Origin of the sequence: Streptomyces yokosukanensis (assembly GCF_001514035.1) — a bacterium.
GTDB lineage: Bacteria > Actinomycetota > Actinomycetes > Streptomycetales > Streptomycetaceae > Streptomyces > Streptomyces yokosukanensis.
In genome coordinates this window covers 64,937-81,106 of record NZ_KQ948215.1, presented here as the reverse complement: position 1 = coordinate 81,106, position 16,170 = coordinate 64,937, and the positions used below count along the sequence as shown (strand labels likewise).

Genomic DNA, 16,170 nt, shown 5'->3' with positions numbered 1-16,170 from the left:
GATGCCTGGGATCGAGTTCGACGCGAAGATGGTGGCACGCGGCCCGATGTTCGACGGCCGCACGATCAAAGCGCTGCACGCCTACAAGGATGAGATCAGCCTTCGGATCGCCGAGGAGGGCGAGAAGCTCATCCGGCAGCGCCTCAAGGTGGTACTGCAGCACCCCACCGGCTACTACGAGTCCCGGATCAGCGTCGACCGGGCTGGCGAGGGCTACCGCGTCTCCGACGGTGACGTCATCTACGGGCCGTGGCTGGAGGGTGTAGGCAGCAGGAACTCGCCGGTCACCCGGTTCCCGGGCTACGCCACGTTCCGCCGCACGAAGCCCCTCGTCGACCAGCGCGCCCGGTCCATCGCGGTTCAGCTGCTGGCCCGGTACAAAGCGATGGGGCTGATCTGATGGCCCTCGACATCACCACGATCCTCGACACGGTCCAGGACCACGCCCTCACGTCGGGCTACTTCGACACGGTCAACGGGCACGAACCCAAATCAGCGCCAGAGAACGGGCTCACGGCGGCGGTGTGGGTGGAGCAGATCGGCCCGGCCCGCGGCGGGTCGGGCTTGGACGCTACAAGCGTCAGGCTGGCTCTCAACGTGCGCCTGTACACACCGATGGTGCAGCAGCCCGAGGACGCCATCGACCCGAACCTGATGACCGCCCTCGACGCGCTCATGGCCGCCTACTCAGGTGACTTCACCCTCGGTGGCCTGCTCCGCGAGGTCGACCTTGAAGGCACCTACGGCGACCCGCTGTCCGCTCGTGCCGGCTACCTGACCACGTCCGGCGCCGAGTACCGGGTGATGACGATCACCCTTCCCCTCATCGTCAACGACCTTTGGGAGCAGGCGGCATGAGCAAGAGCAGCGGCCTTGGGGACAACCTGTACATCGCCGGCTTCGACGCATCAGGCGACATCAGCGCGATCTCGAACGTCGGCGGCGGCCCAGCCGCCCTGGACTTCACCGCGATCAACAAGAGCGCCTTTGAGCGGCAGGGCGGCCTCAGGGACGGCCGGCTCGAAATGACGACGTACTTCAACCACGTCCAGGCTGGGACAGGCACGCACGAGAAGTTGTCGGCGCTGCCCCGGACGGACGTGATCCTCACCTACTGCCGCGGTACCGCCCTTGGTAATCCGGCAGCGTGCCTGGTCGCGAAGCAGATCAACTACGACGGCACGAGAGCGACCGACGGCGCCTTCACGTTCGCCGTGTCGGCACAGGCCAACGGCTACGGCCTCGGCTGGGGCCAGCAGCTCACCGCGGGACTGCGGACCGACAGCGCCGCAACGAACGGAACGTCCATCGACACCACGGCCTCGGTGTCATTCGGTGCCCAGGCTTACCTCCAGGTGACCGCGATGACCGGCACGGACGCCACGGTGAAGATCCAGGATTCGGCGGACAATGTCAGCTTCGCCGATGTCGCCGGGCTCTCATTCACCCAGGTCACGGCCGCACCCGCCTCGCAGCGCATCGCCACCGCGTCTGGCGCCACCATCCGCCGCTACCTCCGCGCGGTCACCGTGACGACCGGCGGTTTCACCTCACTGACCTTCAACGTGGTCGTGGTTAAGAACCAGGTGGCGGTGAGCTTCTGATGAACCGTGCCGAACCCACGATGCCAGCCGAGGCGTACAAGACGTACGCGATCGTCGCTCCGAAAAGCACGCACTGGGTGGACGCCACGTGCGCCGAAGTGGAATGCGCGCACCACCTGTACGGCTGGCAGTCCGTCATCGACGAGAGCACTGAACTCGGCCAACGGCAGGCCCACTACATCCGGAAGCAGGCAGGGCGCCGGTTCACGGAGGAACGCCGCGAGGGCGGATTGACTGCCTTCGTCTTCGAAGCCGGCCAGGTCTGTTTCAACGCCGCGAAGCACCAGCGGCGCCTGGACCGCCCCGAGTTGTACATCGTCCGCGACGGCGACCACCGCGGTAACCCGCGCGGCACCGCCCCACGGCAGCATGTGAAAGCCGCCGACTGGGTCGACGACTTCGCCGAGCACCAGCAGGCGCTCGCCGACGAACATCAGAAGGGATGAATCATGGCCAAGGCTTCCGGTCTCGGGTGGTCGACGCTGTCGGTGGACGATGCGTCTGGCACCCCGCAGGACATCAAGAACGACATCACCAACCTGCAGTTCGCGACCCCCAGGGCAACGCAGGACATCACCGGTATCGACAAGTCCGCGATGGAGCGGCTGCTGCTGCTCGCTGATTTCAGCATCACCCTCAACGGGGTGTTCAACTCCGCGGCGAACAAGTCGCACGACGTGTTCAAGACCATCCCCAGCACGAGCGTGACGCGGACGACGTCGATGACCGTCAACGGTGTTTCGCTGAACAACGAGTGCCTCTACACGGACTACCCGCTGACCCGCTCCAACAGCGGTGAGCTTACCTGGGCCGTGCCTGGAGTTCTGGCCGATGGCACGGTACCTACCTGGGCATAGCGCCCAATTCGGACATTCTTAGGGAGGAGGCCCGGTATGGGCTGCAGGAGGAACCCCAAGCACTACCGGCTCAAGTTCGCCGACGGCGACTACGAGGGCCTCGAAGTCACCATGCGGTCGGTGTCCATCGGCGAGATGCGCGCCCTCCAGGGCGCCGGCGGCGATGAGGCGGGCCGGGACGGCTTCGACCGCATGGTCAGCCTGGTCGCCTCCCACATGGTCGGCTGGAACCGGGAGGACGAGAACGGCCAGGCGCTGCCGCCCACGCTGGAGTCGCTGGAGGACGAGGAACCGTCTCTGATCAACCTGGTCATTGACCGGTGGACGGACGCGGTCGCGGGTGTGTCTGCCCCTTTGGAGCAGCCCTCGAACTCTGGCGCCAGTGCCCCGGTGGAGTCCATCCCGATGGAAGCGTTGTCACCGAGCCTCGCGAGCTGACCGACGCGAAATTCATCCTCGGCCTCTGCGACCGGTGGCACAAGCTGCCGTCCGAGATCTTGGCCGAGCCTGCCGAAACGCTGCGCCTGCTGACGATCGAGAGCTTGGGGGTGAACCCGGATGACCAACGTGGTGGAGATCCTAGTTACGGCTAGGGATCTCGCATCCCCCACCATGGCGCGCGTCAATGCCCAGGTCAACGGCGTCAGTAAGGGCATGGCGGCGTTCCACAAGACGGCGTTGATCGCGGGGGCCGGGCTGGCGGTCATCGGCGTCGAGTCGGTGAGGATGGCCGCGAAGTTCGACTCTTCGATGCAGTTGCTGCACACGCAGGCGGGTGTCTCCCAGGACAAGATCGCCGGGTTGAAGAAGGGTGTCCTCGACCTGGCGGGCAAGGTTGGCCAAGACCCCGACAGCCTCGCCGAGTCGCTGTATCACGTGGAGTCGAATTTCGAGTCCATGGGCATCAGCAGCAGCAAGGCGTTGCAGCTGACCGAAACCGCAGCCAAGGGCGCAACGGTCGGGCATGCCAACCTGGTCGACGTCACCAACGCGCTCACAGCAGCCGTAGCGTCCGGGATTCCCGGGGTGCAGAACTACAACCAGGCGATGGGTGTTCTGAACGCCACCGTCGGCGTTGGCGACATGAAGATGCAGGATCTCGCAAGCGCGTTCGGATCCGGCATGGTTGCCACGGTGAAGGGTTTCGGCCTGTCCATCACCGATGTCGGCGCCGCCCTCGCCGTGTTCGGCGACAACAACATCCGGGGCAGCCTGGCCGGCAACCAGCTGCGGATGTCCGTGATGGCACTCGCCCATCCCGTCGCCACCGCAGGTGACGCACTGAAGAAATTGGGACTCCAGCAGGACACCCTGTCCCAGGACATGCAGAAGGGCGGTCTCAAGCTCGCCCTGCAAGACCTGATTACCCACATGAAGGCCGCCGGGATCTCCTCGAAGGAGCAAGGCGACATCATCACCCAGGCGTTCGGCCGGAAGGCTGGCGCGGGCCTGAACGTCCTCGTGTCGCAGTTCGACCGGCTGCAGTCGAAGTATCCGGCGTTGGAGGCGGGCGCCAACAAGTTCGGTGACGCCTGGGCTGCGACGCAGAAGACGTTCGCGTTCCAGATGAAGGCGCTCCAGTCCAGCTTCGACGCGTTGATGATCAGCCTCGGTACCAAGCTGATCCCGCCCCTGCAGTCGTTCGTGAGCCTGCTGCTCGCGCACAAGACTGCGGCGGCTGCTGCGGCGGCCGGGATGGCTGGTCTCCTCGCCGCTACGTTCGCTGTGTCGGCTGCAATGAAGGTGGCTGCCGCGGCATCCATCGTGTGGAACGGCGCGATGCGTGGTTTCGCTGCGCTCCAGGGTGTGTTTCAGGCAGTCGCGCTGAAGGCGATGTACATGCAGGACGCGTTCCTTGCGGCCGGCGGAGGCATCGCTGGGCTCAAGGCCGCATTCATGGAACTGAGCGTGGTGGGCAAGGCCACGGTTGCAGTCGCCGGGTTCACCGCGCTGGCGCTGGTGCTGATGAAGCTGTCGTCGATCGGTAAGCAGGCGCCGCCGGACGTCGACAAGCTCACCACCAGCCTGACCAAGCTGGCGGAGTCCGGGAAGGCCAGCGGTGAGGCCGCGCGCGTCTTCGGCTCGGACTTCGGGAAGCTCGGCGATGCGCTACGCACCCTGTCCCGCCCGTCGGACTTGGACAAGACACAGCAGTTCCTGACCCAGCTCATCGGCATGGACTCGACGCCGGTGAAGAACGCCAAGGAGGCGTTCAGCGGTCTCGACCAGGCGTTGACCGGGATGGTCAACGGCGGCAAGGCGGGCGAAGCGAAGCTCGCTCTTCAGGACACGATCAAGGCTCTGCAGAAGCAGGGTTTCACTTCTAAAGAGGTGATGGGCCAGCTCGGCGACTACAAGAACGCGTTGGCCGGTCAGGCACTGCAGCAGCAGCTTGCGGCGAAGAGCATGGGCCTGTTCGGCGATGCGGCGGTGTCGACGCAGAAGGCTCTTGACGGCGAAGCACAGGCCGCGCAGGGCCTCGAACAGTCGATCATGGCGTTGAACTCGGTGCATCGTGGAGCGTTCGACGCCGAGACGGCCTTCTACCAGGCCATGAGTGACGCGCAGAAGGCGGTTAAGGAGAACGGTCGAACCCTCGACCTCAACACCGACGCGGGTCGTAAGAACCGCGATGTCCTCAGCCAACTCGCCGCAAAAACCGAGGACCTGGTCGACAAGAAAATGAAGGAGAAGACCTCTTGGGACCAGGTCGACAGGATCTACAAGCAGGGCCGCCAGAGCCTCATTGACGCCGCCATGGCGATGGGTGACACCAAGAAGCAGGCGGAGGGACTCGCAGACGCGATCCTGAAGGCGCCTGATGCGAAGAAGTTCCAGTTCAAGGTTGATGACAAGCAAGCGGCTTCTGACCTGAACGCCTTCAACGCTGCGGTGAAGAAGTCGCCGGGCACGAAGAGCGTAACCCTCACAGCGCTGAGCAAGACCGCCGAGCAGGTACTGGAGGCGTTCGGGTTCAAGGTGAAGCGTCTCCCGGATGGGAGCGTTAAGATCACAGCGCAGACGGGTGCCGCCCTCAGCGCGATCCGGAACGTGGCGGGTGCCGTCGCCGGGCTGCACGGCAAGTCGATCGGTATCGGCGTCTACACCACGAACTATCAAAAGACGGTGGATCAGGGCACCGTTCACTCTGGCCCGCAGCTGCCCGGTATGCCCGGGGCTGCGCACGGCGGTCTGATGCCGCGGTATGCGGGCGGCGGGGATGTCCAGGTCGCACCGAACGGACTGGTCCGCGGGCCGGGAACCGGGACCAGCGATGACATTCTGGCCCTGTTCGAGTCCGGCGCGCGCGGCATGATCTCGGACACCGAGTTCGTAGTGAACGCGAGGTCGACCCGGAAGTACCTACCGCTGCTCCAGCTGATCAACAAGGACAAGCTGGGCCACTTCGCACGCGGCGGTCTCACCCAGGCCGAGAAGGACGCCCGGAACCAGCTGCACAGCGACTTCGGGATCTCCTACTTCGGCCGGTACGCGGGTTACAAGCGGACCCCGTTCGAGCGGAATCTGGGTGCGCCGGACGACATCAACGCGCTGGTCTCCAGCCTGAATGACGCCGCGGGGAAGATCCGGGCCGCGTTCAGTGGCCGGACCGAGTCGAGCCTGCTCAAGCGCCTCGCCAGCGTCGGCAAGGCTCTGATCAGCCACGAGATAGCCCTCGCCAAGGTCAACTCGGCGCTGTCGTCGGCGAAGGACAAGCTCACCTCGCTGAAGGACAGCGCGTCCCAGCTGTCCGACTCGGTGAAGTCCAACCTGATCTCATCGGCGAACATCACCAAGGCCGCGAGCGCCCCCGACGGCGGCGTGCTGACCCTGTCCGCGGTCCGCGCCGGAATGATCGTCAACCGGGACAAGGTCGTTGCCTTCGCCAACGCCCTCAAGGCACTGAAGGCGAAGGGCTACTCGAAGAGCATCATTCAGCAGGTCGCCGAGGCTGGCGTCGACGGCGGCGGCCTGGAGACTGCGGGCGCGCTGCTGCAGGCGTCGGCGTCCGAGGTGTCGTCGATGAACTCGGTGCAGTCGCAGATCGAGTCCGCGGCCGGCAGCGCGGGGAAGACGACCGCGTCGGCCGTGTACGACGCGGCGATCAAGGCTCAGGCGAAGGTCGTCGACAAGCTGACCAAGCAGCAGGCCAGCCTCGAAAAGACCATGGCCAACCTAGCGAAGTCCATGGAGAAGCTCATCTCCAAGGCGCTCGGCCACAAGGCCACCGGCGGTGTCGTCGGCATGGCCGCTTCGGGTGGCCTGCGGTCGTCGCTGACGTGGGTGGGTGAGCAGGGCCCAGAGCTGTTGGATCTGGGGGCCGGGGCGCGGGTGTGGTCGAACCCCGACAGTCGGAGGATGTGGGCACAGGCTCACACGCCGTGGTCGTCGATGCTGAACACGCCGCAGCGCGCGTCCGCCGGCTACGCACCTGCAACCTCTGCTGCCCGGCAAGAGCCGATCGTGTTGGAGCTGCGGTCGTCCGGTAGCCACGTCGACGAGATGCTGCTGCAGATCCTCCGCAAGGCGATCCGAGTCCGCGGCGGCAACGTTCAGTTGGTTCTCGCCGGGCGACCGGCATGAGGGAGTGATCAAGATTCACAGGTACAAGATCTGGAACGGGCCAATGCCGACGACGGCGGCTCAGCAAAAGGTGACGACGGGCACGGCGATCAAGTCGATGCTGCAGGTCGCCACCCCGTCGGCACGGCAGATCCAGCTGATCAGCTGGGGGTTCACCCTGGACGCCGTCCCCGCGTCGGCTGGGCAGGTGGAGTTGATTCAGACCGATGTGGCCGCGACCGTCACCGCGCACGTGGCGTCTGGTGTGCAGCCGCTGGACCCCAACGCCCCGGCCAGCCTCATGACCCTCAGCACGTCCGGCACCGGCTACACAGCCACGGCCGAAGGCACCGTCACCGCCACTCGCACGTTCGATGCGCAGCTGATCCCGCCCACTGCGGGCGCCCTGGATCTCAACTACGTCTATCAGTGGATGCCGGATGAACGGCCCATCATCGCCGTCAGCCGGTTCCTGCGCGTCCGGGCGACCTTCGGCGCGGCAGTGAACATGTCGACGTGGATCGTGTGGGACGAGTAGCCGATGCCGGGTGGAGGACTCGCAGCTCGGGTGATGGGCTGGCAGCGACGCATGCGCGTCGCGGCCGGTCCCCTTGGCGCGTCCGGGGAAGCCTCGGATGACCAGCCGGTCCAGGTGGAGATGTTCATCAGCGGCGCCTGGGTGGACATCACCGACTACGTCATGGTCCGCGACGACCAGGGGAACATCGCGCTCAACCGTGGGATCCGGGACGAGGGCAGCAACACCGAGCAGGGTGGGGGCACCTTCCCCCTGAGAAACGCGGACGGCCGGTTCAGTCCCCGTAACCCGACGGGCCCGTACTACGGGGCGATCGGCCGCAACACGCCGATCAGGGTCAGTGTGCCCGACGGCCTCGGCGGCAAAAACTGCCGGCTGTGGGGCGAAGTCCCTGAGTGGCCTGTCTCCTGGGACACCACGGGCACGGACGTATGGACGGACGTGTCCGCCAGCGGGCTGTTGCGCCGGCTCGCGCAGGGCCCGGCACCAGCCCGGTCGGTGATCTACAACGCGATCACTGACCCTAAGCCGTCGGGGCTGGTTGCGTACTGGCCGATGGAGGACGCCACGGGGGCCACATCGCTCGCGTCTGCGCTCACCAACGGGTCGGCGATGACGTGGGCGGGTGTACCCACGCTCGCCTCGTACAGCACGCTGGCCGCGTCCGATCCGTTGCCCGACATCAGCGCGGCGACACTGTCCGGTGGCGTCCCCCGATACGACGACCCAACCGCCACACAGGTGCGTTTCCTCGTCTACATTCCGGCATCGGGCCTCGCCGACGGCAAGGTGATCTGCTCAATCGACCAGCAGGACTACAGCCCCGGGGCGGCGCAGTTCTGGGAACTGTACTACTCCACCACCGACGCCTCGAACTCGCTCGTCCTGAAGTCGTGCGACGCCGCCGGGAACAACCTCGGCGCGCTGCTCCCACACGTGGTCGACGTCCGCGGACGCCTCCTGTACGTCAGCGTCGAGTTCCAGGAATCCGGCGCGAACATCACCCGGCAGATCCAGCTGAAGGACGTCAACACAAGCCGCGTGTACGCGGTCTCGGACACCGAGTTCGTCACCCAGCTGTCCCGCGTCACCCGGCTGCAATTCGGACCGGCCACCCGCAGCGCCATCAGCCCGTTCGGTGCTGCGTTCCTGCCGGGCGTCGCGATCGGACACGTCACGCTGGAAAACCAAATCACAGCAATCGGTGCGCTCGGCGTCCGCCTCAACCCCATCGGCGAAACCGCAGGCCGCCGAATCCAGCGGCTATGCGGCGAGCAAGGACTGCCATTCGACTGGGTCGGCGACCTCGACGACACGACAGCAATGGGCGCGCAGGGCAAGTCCAACCTGCTGACGCTGGTGCAGGAGTGCGTCGACGCCGACGGCGGCATGCTGTACGAATCCGGCTCCGTGCTCGGCCTGGGCTACCGCACCCGTGCCAGCCTGTACGACCAGGACCCGACGCTCACCCTCGACTATCCGTCCGGGAAACTGGCGCAGATCCCGACACCGGTCGAAGATGATCGCTACTTGCAGAACCGGGTCACCGTCACCGTGAGCGGCGTCTCACAGACGTACGAACAGACTGGTGGCTCCCTCGGGACTGCGCCTCCGCCGGCTGGGGTCGGCTACTACGGGCAGGACGTGACGCTCAACCTCGCGGCCTCGGACGCCAGCACGTTGCAGGATCAGGCGGCGTGGCGTGTCCACCTCGGCACTGTGGATGAGGCCCGCTACCCGCAGATCTCAGTGAACTTGGCTCACCCGTCGATCACGCCGGACATGCGGCGCGCGATCATCGGCATGCGGATCGGTGACCGTATCCAGATCACCAATCCACCTGACTGGCTGCCGCCCGACACCGTTGATCAGCTCGTCATCGGCACGTCCGAGACGATCACCCACATCGAGCACCGGGTCACGTTCAACTGCCGCCCGGCTAGCCCGTACTCGTATGTCGGCTACCTCGACACTGCGGCGCGGATCGACACGGACGGCTCCCAACTGGCAGCGGACATCGGGGCCGGGACAACGGTGTTCGGTGTGCAGCCGACCGCGCCGAACGAGGGCCTGTGGACGAAGGACCCCGGCGACCTGCCGTTCGACATCGCGGTCGGTGGCGAGGTCATGCGCGTCACAGCTGTCGGCGATGCAGCGACAGATACGTTCGCGCGGACTGTGTCCAGTGCATGGGGCACGATGGATTCTGGGTTCACCTGGACCACGAGCGGCGGCACGTCCACGGACTACTCCGTCAGCGGGGGCAGCGGGAACCATCTGCTGGCGTCGGTCAACATCAGCCGCAGGTGCCTGCTTGCCGCGACTACCGCCGACCTGGACATGTACGTCAGCGTCACCGCGGATCAGCTGGCGACGGGCGATGCCCTCAACGGCGGTCTGATCAATCGGTACCTCGACTCGAACAACCTGTACCACGCGGTGGTCCAGTTCACGACGTCGAACACTGTGAGGCTGCTGATCGTCAAGCGGCTGAACGGTACCGAAACGACGCTCGGCTCGTACACGATGCCGGCCGTGACGTTTTCGGCCGGGACGTACTACCGGGTGCGGCTCAACTCCAAGGGCAGCCTGCTGCGGGCGAAAGTGTGGCTGGCCGCGGACGCCGAGACACCGGAGTGGCAGGTCACCGTGATGGACACCGACCTGTCCATGCCCCAGTCGATTGGAGTGCGGTCCATCTCCGGGGCCTCGTCGACGAACGTGAACCCGTCGATCAAATATCAGAGCTTCGTGGTCACCAGCCCGCAGGCGTTCACCGTGACCCGCTCCATCAACGGCGTCGTCAAAGCCCACACCGCGGGCGAAGACCTCCGGCTCGCCAATCCCACCATCCTCGGACTGTAAGGAGACGACTGTGGCTGAGGCCTATCCGACACCGCTCGCTGGACAGCGGCTCACTGCGTCGCTGCTGCGGTCGATGCAGGTTCAGTGTCTGCGTAAGACGTCGGACACGAGTAGGTCGGCGACGACGACGCAGGCCGCGGATCCGCACCTGCAGATGGATGTCGTTGCGGGCGGCGTGTACACGGTGTGGGGCTGGCTCAAGTACGACGCGTTGGCCGCCGCGGACATCACGATCGGGTTCTCGTATCCGACTGGTGGCTTGGGTGAGTGGGTGGGGGCTGGTGCTGGCACGACGGTTACGTCGGCGACTGGCGGTGGTGGCACGCAGCAGGATGCGGTGTCGACGTGGGGCTACAACGTGCGCCTGGAGTCCACTGATGTCACGGCGACGCGTACCTATGGCGGTCTGGGTGTGGGGAACACGCTGACCATCGCCATGAACGCGACGTTCCGGATCGGTTCGAACGCGGGCACGTTGGCGCTGACGTGGGCGCAGGCGTCCTCTTCCGCGACGGCCACGACCGTGTACACGGATAGCTGGCTCAACGTCCTGCGCGTGGCCTGAGAGAGGGGAATCCAGCATGGCGAGCTACGTGGTCACTGCGAAGAACTCCAGTGCGGAGCCGATGGTTTCGGTGCAGATCTCTGCGATCAGTCAGGAGGGGACGGTCGTCGAGGAGATCGACGTCGTGGACTCCGTGCGCAGTTTTCTGGCCACGGTGTCGGGGGTGGTGTCGGTGACGGCACTGAAGTATGAGCAGGTCATCACCAACGTGTAGCCCGGCGCTCCTTCGTCTGAGGGAGCGCATAGACAAGCCTCGTACGCTAATTACGAAACGCTACGTCTCGTATCGAAACTCTGGCCCGCGAAGGGACCTCGATGAGCACCTCCCTCCTTCCCGAGAACCGCTCCCGCGCGTACAGGCTCGGGCGGCACGTCGAGCACGACCCGCGGTCCCTTCGGTACGCGCACGGCGTTCTGCCCGATTCCGCAATCAAACCAGTGCAGTGGACGCGCCGTGTACCCGTCTTCGATCAGGGCGACTTGGGCTCATGCACGGGCAACGCCGCGGCCGGCGTGCTGGCGACGGACAGCGCGGCCGGACAGGGCGCCTCTTCGGTGACCGTGAAGGGCACCGAGCGGGCGGTCGACGAGTCGCTCGCCGTCGACCTGTACAAGTTGGCCACCACGCTGGACAACGTCCCCGGCACCTACCCGCCGGACGACACCGGTTCTTCGGGCCTCGGCGTCGCGAAGGCGCTGGAGTCCGTGGGGCTCGCGACCGGGTACACGCACGCCTTCTCCCTGGCCGCGCTCAAGAGCGCCCTTCAGACGGGCCCGGCGATGCTCGGCATTGTCTGGCTGAACTCGATGTTCGACCCGGCCAGCGACGGCACGCTGCCCGTCGACCACTCCTCGGGCGTGGCCGGCGGCCACGAGATCGTGTGTACCGGCTGGGACGGCAGCAGGTTCCGCCTGGACAACAGCTGGGGTGCCGGGTGGGGCGATGCGGGTTCGTGCTGGGTGAAGGAGCCAGACATGCAGTGGCTTCTTGGGCAGCAGGGTGACGTGACCGTGCCCGCGCTCGTGGTCGCGCCGCAACCGGCTCCCACCCCCACGCCGACGCCCGCGGACCCGGATCTCGCGTTCGCGGTCGCTGCTCACAACTGGCTCACGCAGAAGGGGCTTTGACCATGGTCGACCTGTGGATGCCGGGCGCGGCTCAGCACTCCCTCGGCAACACCGGGGTGATGGACGGCGGTCCGGCGCGCGCGGTCTGGCACATCACCAGCAACGACAGCGATCACACGTTCGCGAACGAATTTGGCTGGTTCACCGGTGGTGGCGCCGACGTGGCGCCGCACCTGCTGTGGGACCCGTTCACCGGCCAGATTGCCCAGATGTTCCCGGCCGACAGCCGCAGCCTGTCGCTGCAGAACGACGGCACCGTGAGGACCAACAGGACTGGAAAGTACTGCATCCAGATCGAGACCGTCTTCACCCAGGGCGAGATCGTCAACGGCAAGACGTACAACACCGTCGCCGACACCCCCTGCAAGGGCCTCGACGCCATCGTGACCTGGCTGCGCAGTCTCGGTATCGCCGACGGCTGGCCCGCGGGCGCACCGACCGGCTTCCACCGGCAGGACGTCACCCTCGACTTCTGGCTCAACCATGGCGGCCACTACGGGCACAACATGGTCCCCGGCAACAGTCACGTCGATCCGGGCCCGATGCCTGCCGGCATGTTCGGGAGTAGCCCGAAGCCGTCGACCAAGCCGCAGGTATCCCTTGAGCACATCGTGTATGCGGCACAGCACGACCCGCCGGCTGCGCAGGGCCACACCAGCTACAAGACTGAGGTGCTGCTGGTGGAGAAGGCGTTGCAGGCCGAGAAGCTCCTCGCCGCGCAGTACGTCGACGGCTCATACGGGTCACTGACGGTCAACGCGTATGCGCGCTGGCAGAAGAGCCTCGGCTACTCCGGTAGCGCTGCCGACGGCATTCCTGGGATGACCAGCCTCAAGAAGCTCGGCGCGAAGCACGGCTTCGACGTCGTCGCCTGAAAGGAAACCCTCATGAAGATCTTCGGTAGAGAGCCTGCGGCGTTGCTCGCCTTCGTGGCCGTCGGCATCAAGCTTCTCGCCGCGTTCGGCGTCGGCCTCAGCTCCGATCAGCAGGCCGTCCTCAACGCCGTGGCCGCGGCTGTCGTCGGCCTGGTCGTGGCTGTCATGGCGCATGATGCCCTTGCGGCGCCCCTGTACGGACTTGCTCAGGCCGCGCTCGCTCTCGCGGTGGGCTTCGGCCTGCACTGGTCGGCGGATCAGCAGGCCGTCGTGCTCTCCTTCGTGCAGGTCGCGATTGCCATGTTCCTGCGGACCCAGGTCACGGCTAAGGCTCCTGCCGAGACTGTCGCCTCGGTTCAGGGGGCGTAGTGGGGTGCCGTGCGGCCCGGCGGCTCATGCGCATGCTGGGCCGCCGCGGCGCGATCCTCCTGTCCTACGGCACCGTGTGGGCCTTGTACGGGTACGGCGTGCTCATTTCCCCGCTGCCCAACCAGCCCGGCCTCGCCCTGGCCACCGACCTGCTGCCGCTGCGTGCCTGGGGCTGGCTGTGGATCGCAACCGGGGTCATCGCACTGTTCTCGGCATGGCTACCGCAGGGGGCCGACTGGGCCGGTTTCCTAGCGCTGCCGCTGATCGTACTGCCGTGGATGTCGAGCTATCTCGCGGCGTGGCTGCAGGGCGATTTTCCGCGAGGATGGATCGCGGGCGCGGTCTGGGCTGCAATCGCTATACCCGTGCTGGTTGCTGCGGGATGGCCTGAGCCGCCCCGCGTGAAGAGAGTGAGCACCACGTCATGACGGTTGACACCTGGATTCAGGCCGGGCTGGCACTCGTCGGTACCGCGGGCGGCGTCGTCTCCGCGAGGGCGGCACGGCGTACGAAGCGGCAGGAGAAGCGGGACGACTTCACCACGATCAAGGATGCGCTGAACGAGCGCATAGACGATCTGAAGAAGGACATCACCAGCCATCAGACGCAGATCACCTGCCAGCAGGATCAGATCACGGGCCAGGGTGCAGCGATCTCGTGGCTCGTGGTGGATCGACGGAGTCTTGTCGGCTACATCCGTGGCGCCGGTTTGGAGCCGCCGGTGGCGCGGCCGATACCGGAGCGGGCGCGGCCGTTCCTGGACAGCATCGACGTGTGAGAACTGGAGTGCGACGACCCCGCCTCGCTGGAGGCGGGGTTTCGTCATGCCGCGGTCGTCATCTCCGCCCGGTCGGCTGCAGCCCACTCCGTGAGCAGCACTTCGTAGCGAGCCCGCTCGTCGTCCGTGAACGGCCGGCCCCACGCCCCGCGGGCCAGTCTGCGGATGTCCTCGTTTACGACCGCAGCAGAGCGCACGGGGCCCGTAGGCAGAGGGTTGGGGGACATGTCCCAAGGCTATCGGGCAGAGCCCCGAAACACTCATGGCTGTCCGAGCAGATTCCGGCCGCAGTACGGTGGATGCACACATACCTTCTGGCGGGGGTACAAATGAGCACATCGATCGGCGATCACATCCGTAGCCTGCGTGAATTCCGCGACCTCACCCAAGAGGGCCTCGCCTCTCGTGCCGGCGTCAGCGTCGACATCATCCGCAAGCTGGAACAGGGGCGGCGGCAGACCGCCCGCATCACCACCTTGCGCGCACTCGCGAGGGCCCTCGATGTCCAGCTGGAGCGCCTGGTAGGACAGCCCACTGTGACCCAACAACTCACCGACGACGGCGGCCTCATCGCCCTGCGCGACGCCATCCAGGACATCGGCGCCCTGCCCGGCGTCCTCGCCGAAGACGATGCGGAGGACCCGCCGAGCGAACCGGCTTGGGTGGCCAGCGTCAAGGCAGCGACAACGCAGTACTGGCAAGGCGAGTACTCCGGGCTGTCCGCCGCACTGCCGCTCATCCTGCGGGACGGTCGCGCGGTCGCCCGGCAGACGTCGACAGAACGGGTGTGGCAGCAACTCGCTCTCGCCTACCAGCTGGCCGCCTGCCTGGCGACGCAGGCCGGGCACCCGGACTGGGCATACACCGCGGTAGAGAAGCAGCTCGCGGCGGCGGCACGGGCGTCGGATCCGTTGATGGAGGGCATCGGCGTATCCACGCTGTCGTGGGTGCTGCTGCGGCAGGGGCGGTGGGAGCAGGCGCAGGACATTGCTGTGCGCAAGGCGGAGGCGCTGGAGCCGTCGTTCATGAAGGGGACGCCGGCGCAGTTCGCGGTGTACGGGAATCTGTTGGTGGCTGCGGCGACGCCGGCCGCCCGGCGGGACGACCACGACCGAGCTATAGAGCTGCTGTCTGGTGCCGAAGCTGCCGCGGTCCGCAGCGGCCCGGTCCGCGCCTACGGCACTGCTTTCTCCGTGACGGACGTGCGTACCCAGAAGGTGAACGTCGCCCTTGCGGGAAGCGAGAATCGGCCTGAGAAGGCGTTGGAGTTCGCGGGTGAGGTGCGTGTGGGTGAGATCTCCCGACCGGTGCATTCGGCGTCGTACCGCGTGGATGTAGCCCAGGCCCAGTACCAGACGGGTGACAGCGAGGGCGCTCTCACGACGCTGCTGGAGGTGGAGGAAGACCAGCCGGAGTGGATCAAGTTGCAGGTGCTGGCGTCGGCTACGGTCCGGGAGATGCTGGAGGCCGAGCGGCGCCGGAACACTCCTCTTCGGGGGCTGGCTGCGCGGCTGGGAGTTGACCCCGCCCTGTAGGACAACACGTCCTATCTGAGCGAGAATTGACGGAGCGACTGGTGCACTCTGTCGCTGGGCTGTGGTCACGCACGCACGTAGCGTGAGGTCACAGAGGGCGGCGCCGTCCAACCCCCGCCAGGCAGCGGGCGGCGCCGCACGACCAGCAGCCCGAGGAGCCCCGTCGTGAGAACCGCCGTCGCCGACCTGCTACCGCTGCCCGCCCTGGAGGGGCTCACGGACCAGCAGCGCCGGGGTACCGCGTGCGTCTGGAACCACGGCCACGGTTCGCTCACTACGACTACGGCCATAGACCTTGGTGAACGGCAGGCCAGCGACGGCACCACGTGCTTCCTGCGTGGCTGCAAAGCGTGCGCGCAGGCGCTCGTGATTCCGACGCTGCAGGACCACACCAACTCGTGCGAGCAGTGCGTCGATGACTACACCAGGTGCGAGACCGGGGCGGGCCTGGTGCGACTGGTGAGGGAGACCCGGCGGTGAACCGGAAGGATCT

At 66.4% G+C, this 16,170-nt stretch carries 19 protein-coding genes; 18 read left to right on the top strand and 1 reads right to left on the bottom strand.

Going from position 1 to position 16,170, the window contains the following annotated elements; genetic code table 11:
• The first annotated feature begins 1 nt into the window (after nucleotide 1).
• The 16 genes from AQI95_RS24630 to AQI95_RS24555 all read left to right on the top strand — a co-directional run bounded on the left by AQI95_RS24630 (nucleotide 2) and on the right by AQI95_RS24555 (nucleotide 14,142).
• The gene (locus AQI95_RS24630) at nucleotides 2–400 is read left to right on the top strand and encodes a hypothetical protein (protein ID WP_067127768.1); all 399 of its coding nucleotides are present in this window, start codon (nucleotides 2–4) and stop codon (nucleotides 398–400) included.
• On the top strand, nucleotides 400–858 hold the full coding sequence (locus tag AQI95_RS24625) for a hypothetical protein (RefSeq protein WP_067127764.1): 459 nt from the start codon (nucleotides 400–402) through the stop codon (nucleotides 856–858). The genes AQI95_RS24630 and AQI95_RS24625 overlap by 1 nt, the downstream gene beginning before the upstream one ends.
• On the top strand, nucleotides 855–1,604 hold the full coding sequence (locus AQI95_RS24620) for a hypothetical protein (protein WP_067127760.1): 750 nt from the start codon (nucleotides 855–857) through the stop codon (nucleotides 1,602–1,604). Before AQI95_RS24625 ends, AQI95_RS24620 begins: the two co-directional genes overlap by 4 nt.
• Nucleotides 1,604–2,050, top strand: coding sequence for a hypothetical protein (locus tag AQI95_RS24615; RefSeq protein ID WP_067127757.1), 447 nt, complete (start codon nucleotides 1,604–1,606; stop codon nucleotides 2,048–2,050). Before AQI95_RS24620 ends, AQI95_RS24615 begins: the two co-directional genes overlap by 1 nt.
• 3 nt (nucleotides 2,051–2,053) lie before the next feature.
• Nucleotides 2,054–2,461 (top strand): hypothetical protein, encoded by a 408-nt coding sequence (locus tag AQI95_RS49150; RefSeq protein ID WP_244188838.1) that lies wholly within the window; start codon nucleotides 2,054–2,056, stop codon nucleotides 2,459–2,461.
• A gap of 36 nt (nucleotides 2,462–2,497) precedes the next feature.
• On the top strand, nucleotides 2,498–2,899 hold the full coding sequence (locus tag AQI95_RS24605; RefSeq protein ID WP_067127754.1) for a hypothetical protein: 402 nt from the start codon (nucleotides 2,498–2,500) through the stop codon (nucleotides 2,897–2,899).
• 120 nt (nucleotides 2,900–3,019) lie between these two features.
• On the top strand, nucleotides 3,020–7,045 hold the full coding sequence (locus tag AQI95_RS24600; RefSeq protein ID WP_079071446.1) for a phage tail tape measure protein: 4,026 nt from the start codon (nucleotides 3,020–3,022) through the stop codon (nucleotides 7,043–7,045).
• 43 nt (nucleotides 7,046–7,088) lie between these two features.
• Nucleotides 7,089–7,562 (top strand): hypothetical protein, encoded by a 474-nt coding sequence (locus AQI95_RS24595; protein WP_244188837.1) that lies wholly within the window; start codon nucleotides 7,089–7,091, stop codon nucleotides 7,560–7,562.
• Between the two features lie 30 nt (nucleotides 7,563–7,592).
• Nucleotides 7,593–10,427, top strand: coding sequence for a hypothetical protein (locus AQI95_RS24590; RefSeq protein ID WP_159056565.1), 2,835 nt, complete (start codon nucleotides 7,593–7,595; stop codon nucleotides 10,425–10,427).
• Between the two features lie 10 nt (nucleotides 10,428–10,437).
• Nucleotides 10,438–10,992, top strand: a complete 555-nt coding sequence (locus AQI95_RS24585; RefSeq protein WP_067127746.1) for a hypothetical protein — start codon at nucleotides 10,438–10,440, stop codon at nucleotides 10,990–10,992.
• A 16-nt stretch (nucleotides 10,993–11,008) separates the two neighbouring features.
• Nucleotides 11,009–11,206, top strand: coding sequence for a hypothetical protein (locus AQI95_RS24580; RefSeq protein ID WP_067127743.1), 198 nt, complete (start codon nucleotides 11,009–11,011; stop codon nucleotides 11,204–11,206).
• A 101-nt stretch (nucleotides 11,207–11,307) separates the two neighbouring features.
• A complete protein-coding gene (locus tag AQI95_RS24575) occupies nucleotides 11,308–12,120 on the top strand; it encodes a C1 family peptidase (RefSeq protein WP_067127740.1) in 813 nt (270 codons plus the stop codon).
• A 59-nt stretch (nucleotides 12,121–12,179) separates the two neighbouring features.
• Nucleotides 12,180–12,995 carry an endolysin gene (locus AQI95_RS24570; protein WP_244188836.1) on the top strand — a complete coding sequence of 272 codons (816 nt, stop codon included), beginning with the start codon at nucleotides 12,180–12,182 and terminating at the stop codon, nucleotides 12,993–12,995.
• Nucleotides 12,996–13,007: 12 nt separating this feature from the next.
• Nucleotides 13,008–13,364 (top strand): hypothetical protein, encoded by a 357-nt coding sequence (locus tag AQI95_RS24565; RefSeq protein ID WP_067127734.1) that lies wholly within the window; start codon nucleotides 13,008–13,010, stop codon nucleotides 13,362–13,364.
• A gap of 26 nt (nucleotides 13,365–13,390) precedes the next feature.
• Entirely contained in the window at nucleotides 13,391–13,792 is a 402-nt protein-coding gene (locus tag AQI95_RS24560; protein ID WP_159056564.1) for a hypothetical protein, read from the top strand.
• Nucleotides 13,789–14,142 carry a hypothetical protein gene (locus AQI95_RS24555; RefSeq protein WP_067127730.1) on the top strand — a complete coding sequence of 118 codons (354 nt, stop codon included), beginning with the start codon at nucleotides 13,789–13,791 and terminating at the stop codon, nucleotides 14,140–14,142. Before AQI95_RS24560 ends, AQI95_RS24555 begins: the two co-directional genes overlap by 4 nt.
• A gap of 44 nt (nucleotides 14,143–14,186) precedes the next feature.
• Here the strand turns inward: AQI95_RS24555 and AQI95_RS24550 are convergent, their stop codons facing one another.
• Entirely contained in the window at nucleotides 14,187–14,369 is a 183-nt protein-coding gene (locus AQI95_RS24550) for a hypothetical protein (RefSeq protein WP_067127727.1), read from the bottom strand.
• 102 nt (nucleotides 14,370–14,471) lie between these two features.
• Between AQI95_RS24550 and AQI95_RS24545 the strand changes: the two genes are divergently transcribed.
• Together AQI95_RS24545 and AQI95_RS24540 are read left to right on the top strand one after the other, a co-directional pair.
• The gene (locus AQI95_RS24545) at nucleotides 14,472–15,677 is read left to right on the top strand and encodes a helix-turn-helix domain-containing protein (RefSeq protein ID WP_067127724.1); all 1,206 of its coding nucleotides are present in this window, start codon (nucleotides 14,472–14,474) and stop codon (nucleotides 15,675–15,677) included.
• Between the two features lie 165 nt (nucleotides 15,678–15,842).
• Nucleotides 15,843–16,157 (top strand): hypothetical protein, encoded by a 315-nt coding sequence (locus AQI95_RS24540; protein ID WP_067127721.1) that lies wholly within the window; start codon nucleotides 15,843–15,845, stop codon nucleotides 16,155–16,157.
• Nucleotides 16,158–16,170: the final 13 nt, after the last annotated feature.

What these genes read in the sequence shown, in the direction of transcription:
- AQI95_RS24630 (WP_067127768.1), top strand. Translation starts at nt 2, where the DNA reads ATGCCTGGGATCGAGTTCGACGCGAAGATGGTGGCACGCGGCCCGATG.
- AQI95_RS24625 (WP_067127764.1), top strand. Translation starts at nt 400, where the DNA reads ATGGCCCTCGACATCACCACGATCCTCGACACGGTCCAGGACCACGCC.
- AQI95_RS24620 (WP_067127760.1), top strand. Translation starts at nt 855, where the DNA reads ATGAGCAAGAGCAGCGGCCTTGGGGACAACCTGTACATCGCCGGCTTC.
- AQI95_RS24615 (WP_067127757.1), top strand. Translation starts at nt 1,604, where the DNA reads ATGAACCGTGCCGAACCCACGATGCCAGCCGAGGCGTACAAGACGTAC.
- AQI95_RS49150 (WP_244188838.1), top strand. Translation starts at nt 2,054, where the DNA reads ATGGCCAAGGCTTCCGGTCTCGGGTGGTCGACGCTGTCGGTGGACGAT.
- AQI95_RS24605 (WP_067127754.1), top strand. Translation starts at nt 2,498, where the DNA reads ATGGGCTGCAGGAGGAACCCCAAGCACTACCGGCTCAAGTTCGCCGAC.
- AQI95_RS24600 (WP_079071446.1), top strand. Translation starts at nt 3,020, where the DNA reads ATGACCAACGTGGTGGAGATCCTAGTTACGGCTAGGGATCTCGCATCC.
- AQI95_RS24595 (WP_244188837.1), top strand. Translation starts at nt 7,089, where the DNA reads ATGCCGACGACGGCGGCTCAGCAAAAGGTGACGACGGGCACGGCGATC.
- AQI95_RS24580 (WP_067127743.1), top strand. Translation starts at nt 11,009, where the DNA reads ATGGCGAGCTACGTGGTCACTGCGAAGAACTCCAGTGCGGAGCCGATG.
- AQI95_RS24575 (WP_067127740.1), top strand. Translation starts at nt 11,308, where the DNA reads ATGAGCACCTCCCTCCTTCCCGAGAACCGCTCCCGCGCGTACAGGCTC.
- AQI95_RS24570 (WP_244188836.1), top strand. Translation starts at nt 12,180, where the DNA reads ATGGACGGCGGTCCGGCGCGCGCGGTCTGGCACATCACCAGCAACGAC.
- AQI95_RS24565 (WP_067127734.1), top strand. Translation starts at nt 13,008, where the DNA reads ATGAAGATCTTCGGTAGAGAGCCTGCGGCGTTGCTCGCCTTCGTGGCC.
- AQI95_RS24560 (WP_159056564.1), top strand. Translation starts at nt 13,391, where the DNA reads ATGCGCATGCTGGGCCGCCGCGGCGCGATCCTCCTGTCCTACGGCACC.
- AQI95_RS24555 (WP_067127730.1), top strand. Translation starts at nt 13,789, where the DNA reads ATGACGGTTGACACCTGGATTCAGGCCGGGCTGGCACTCGTCGGTACC.
- AQI95_RS24550 (WP_067127727.1), bottom strand. Translation starts at nt 14,369, where the DNA reads ATGTCCCCCAACCCTCTGCCTACGGGCCCCGTGCGCTCTGCTGCGGTC.
- AQI95_RS24545 (WP_067127724.1), top strand. Translation starts at nt 14,472, where the DNA reads ATGAGCACATCGATCGGCGATCACATCCGTAGCCTGCGTGAATTCCGC.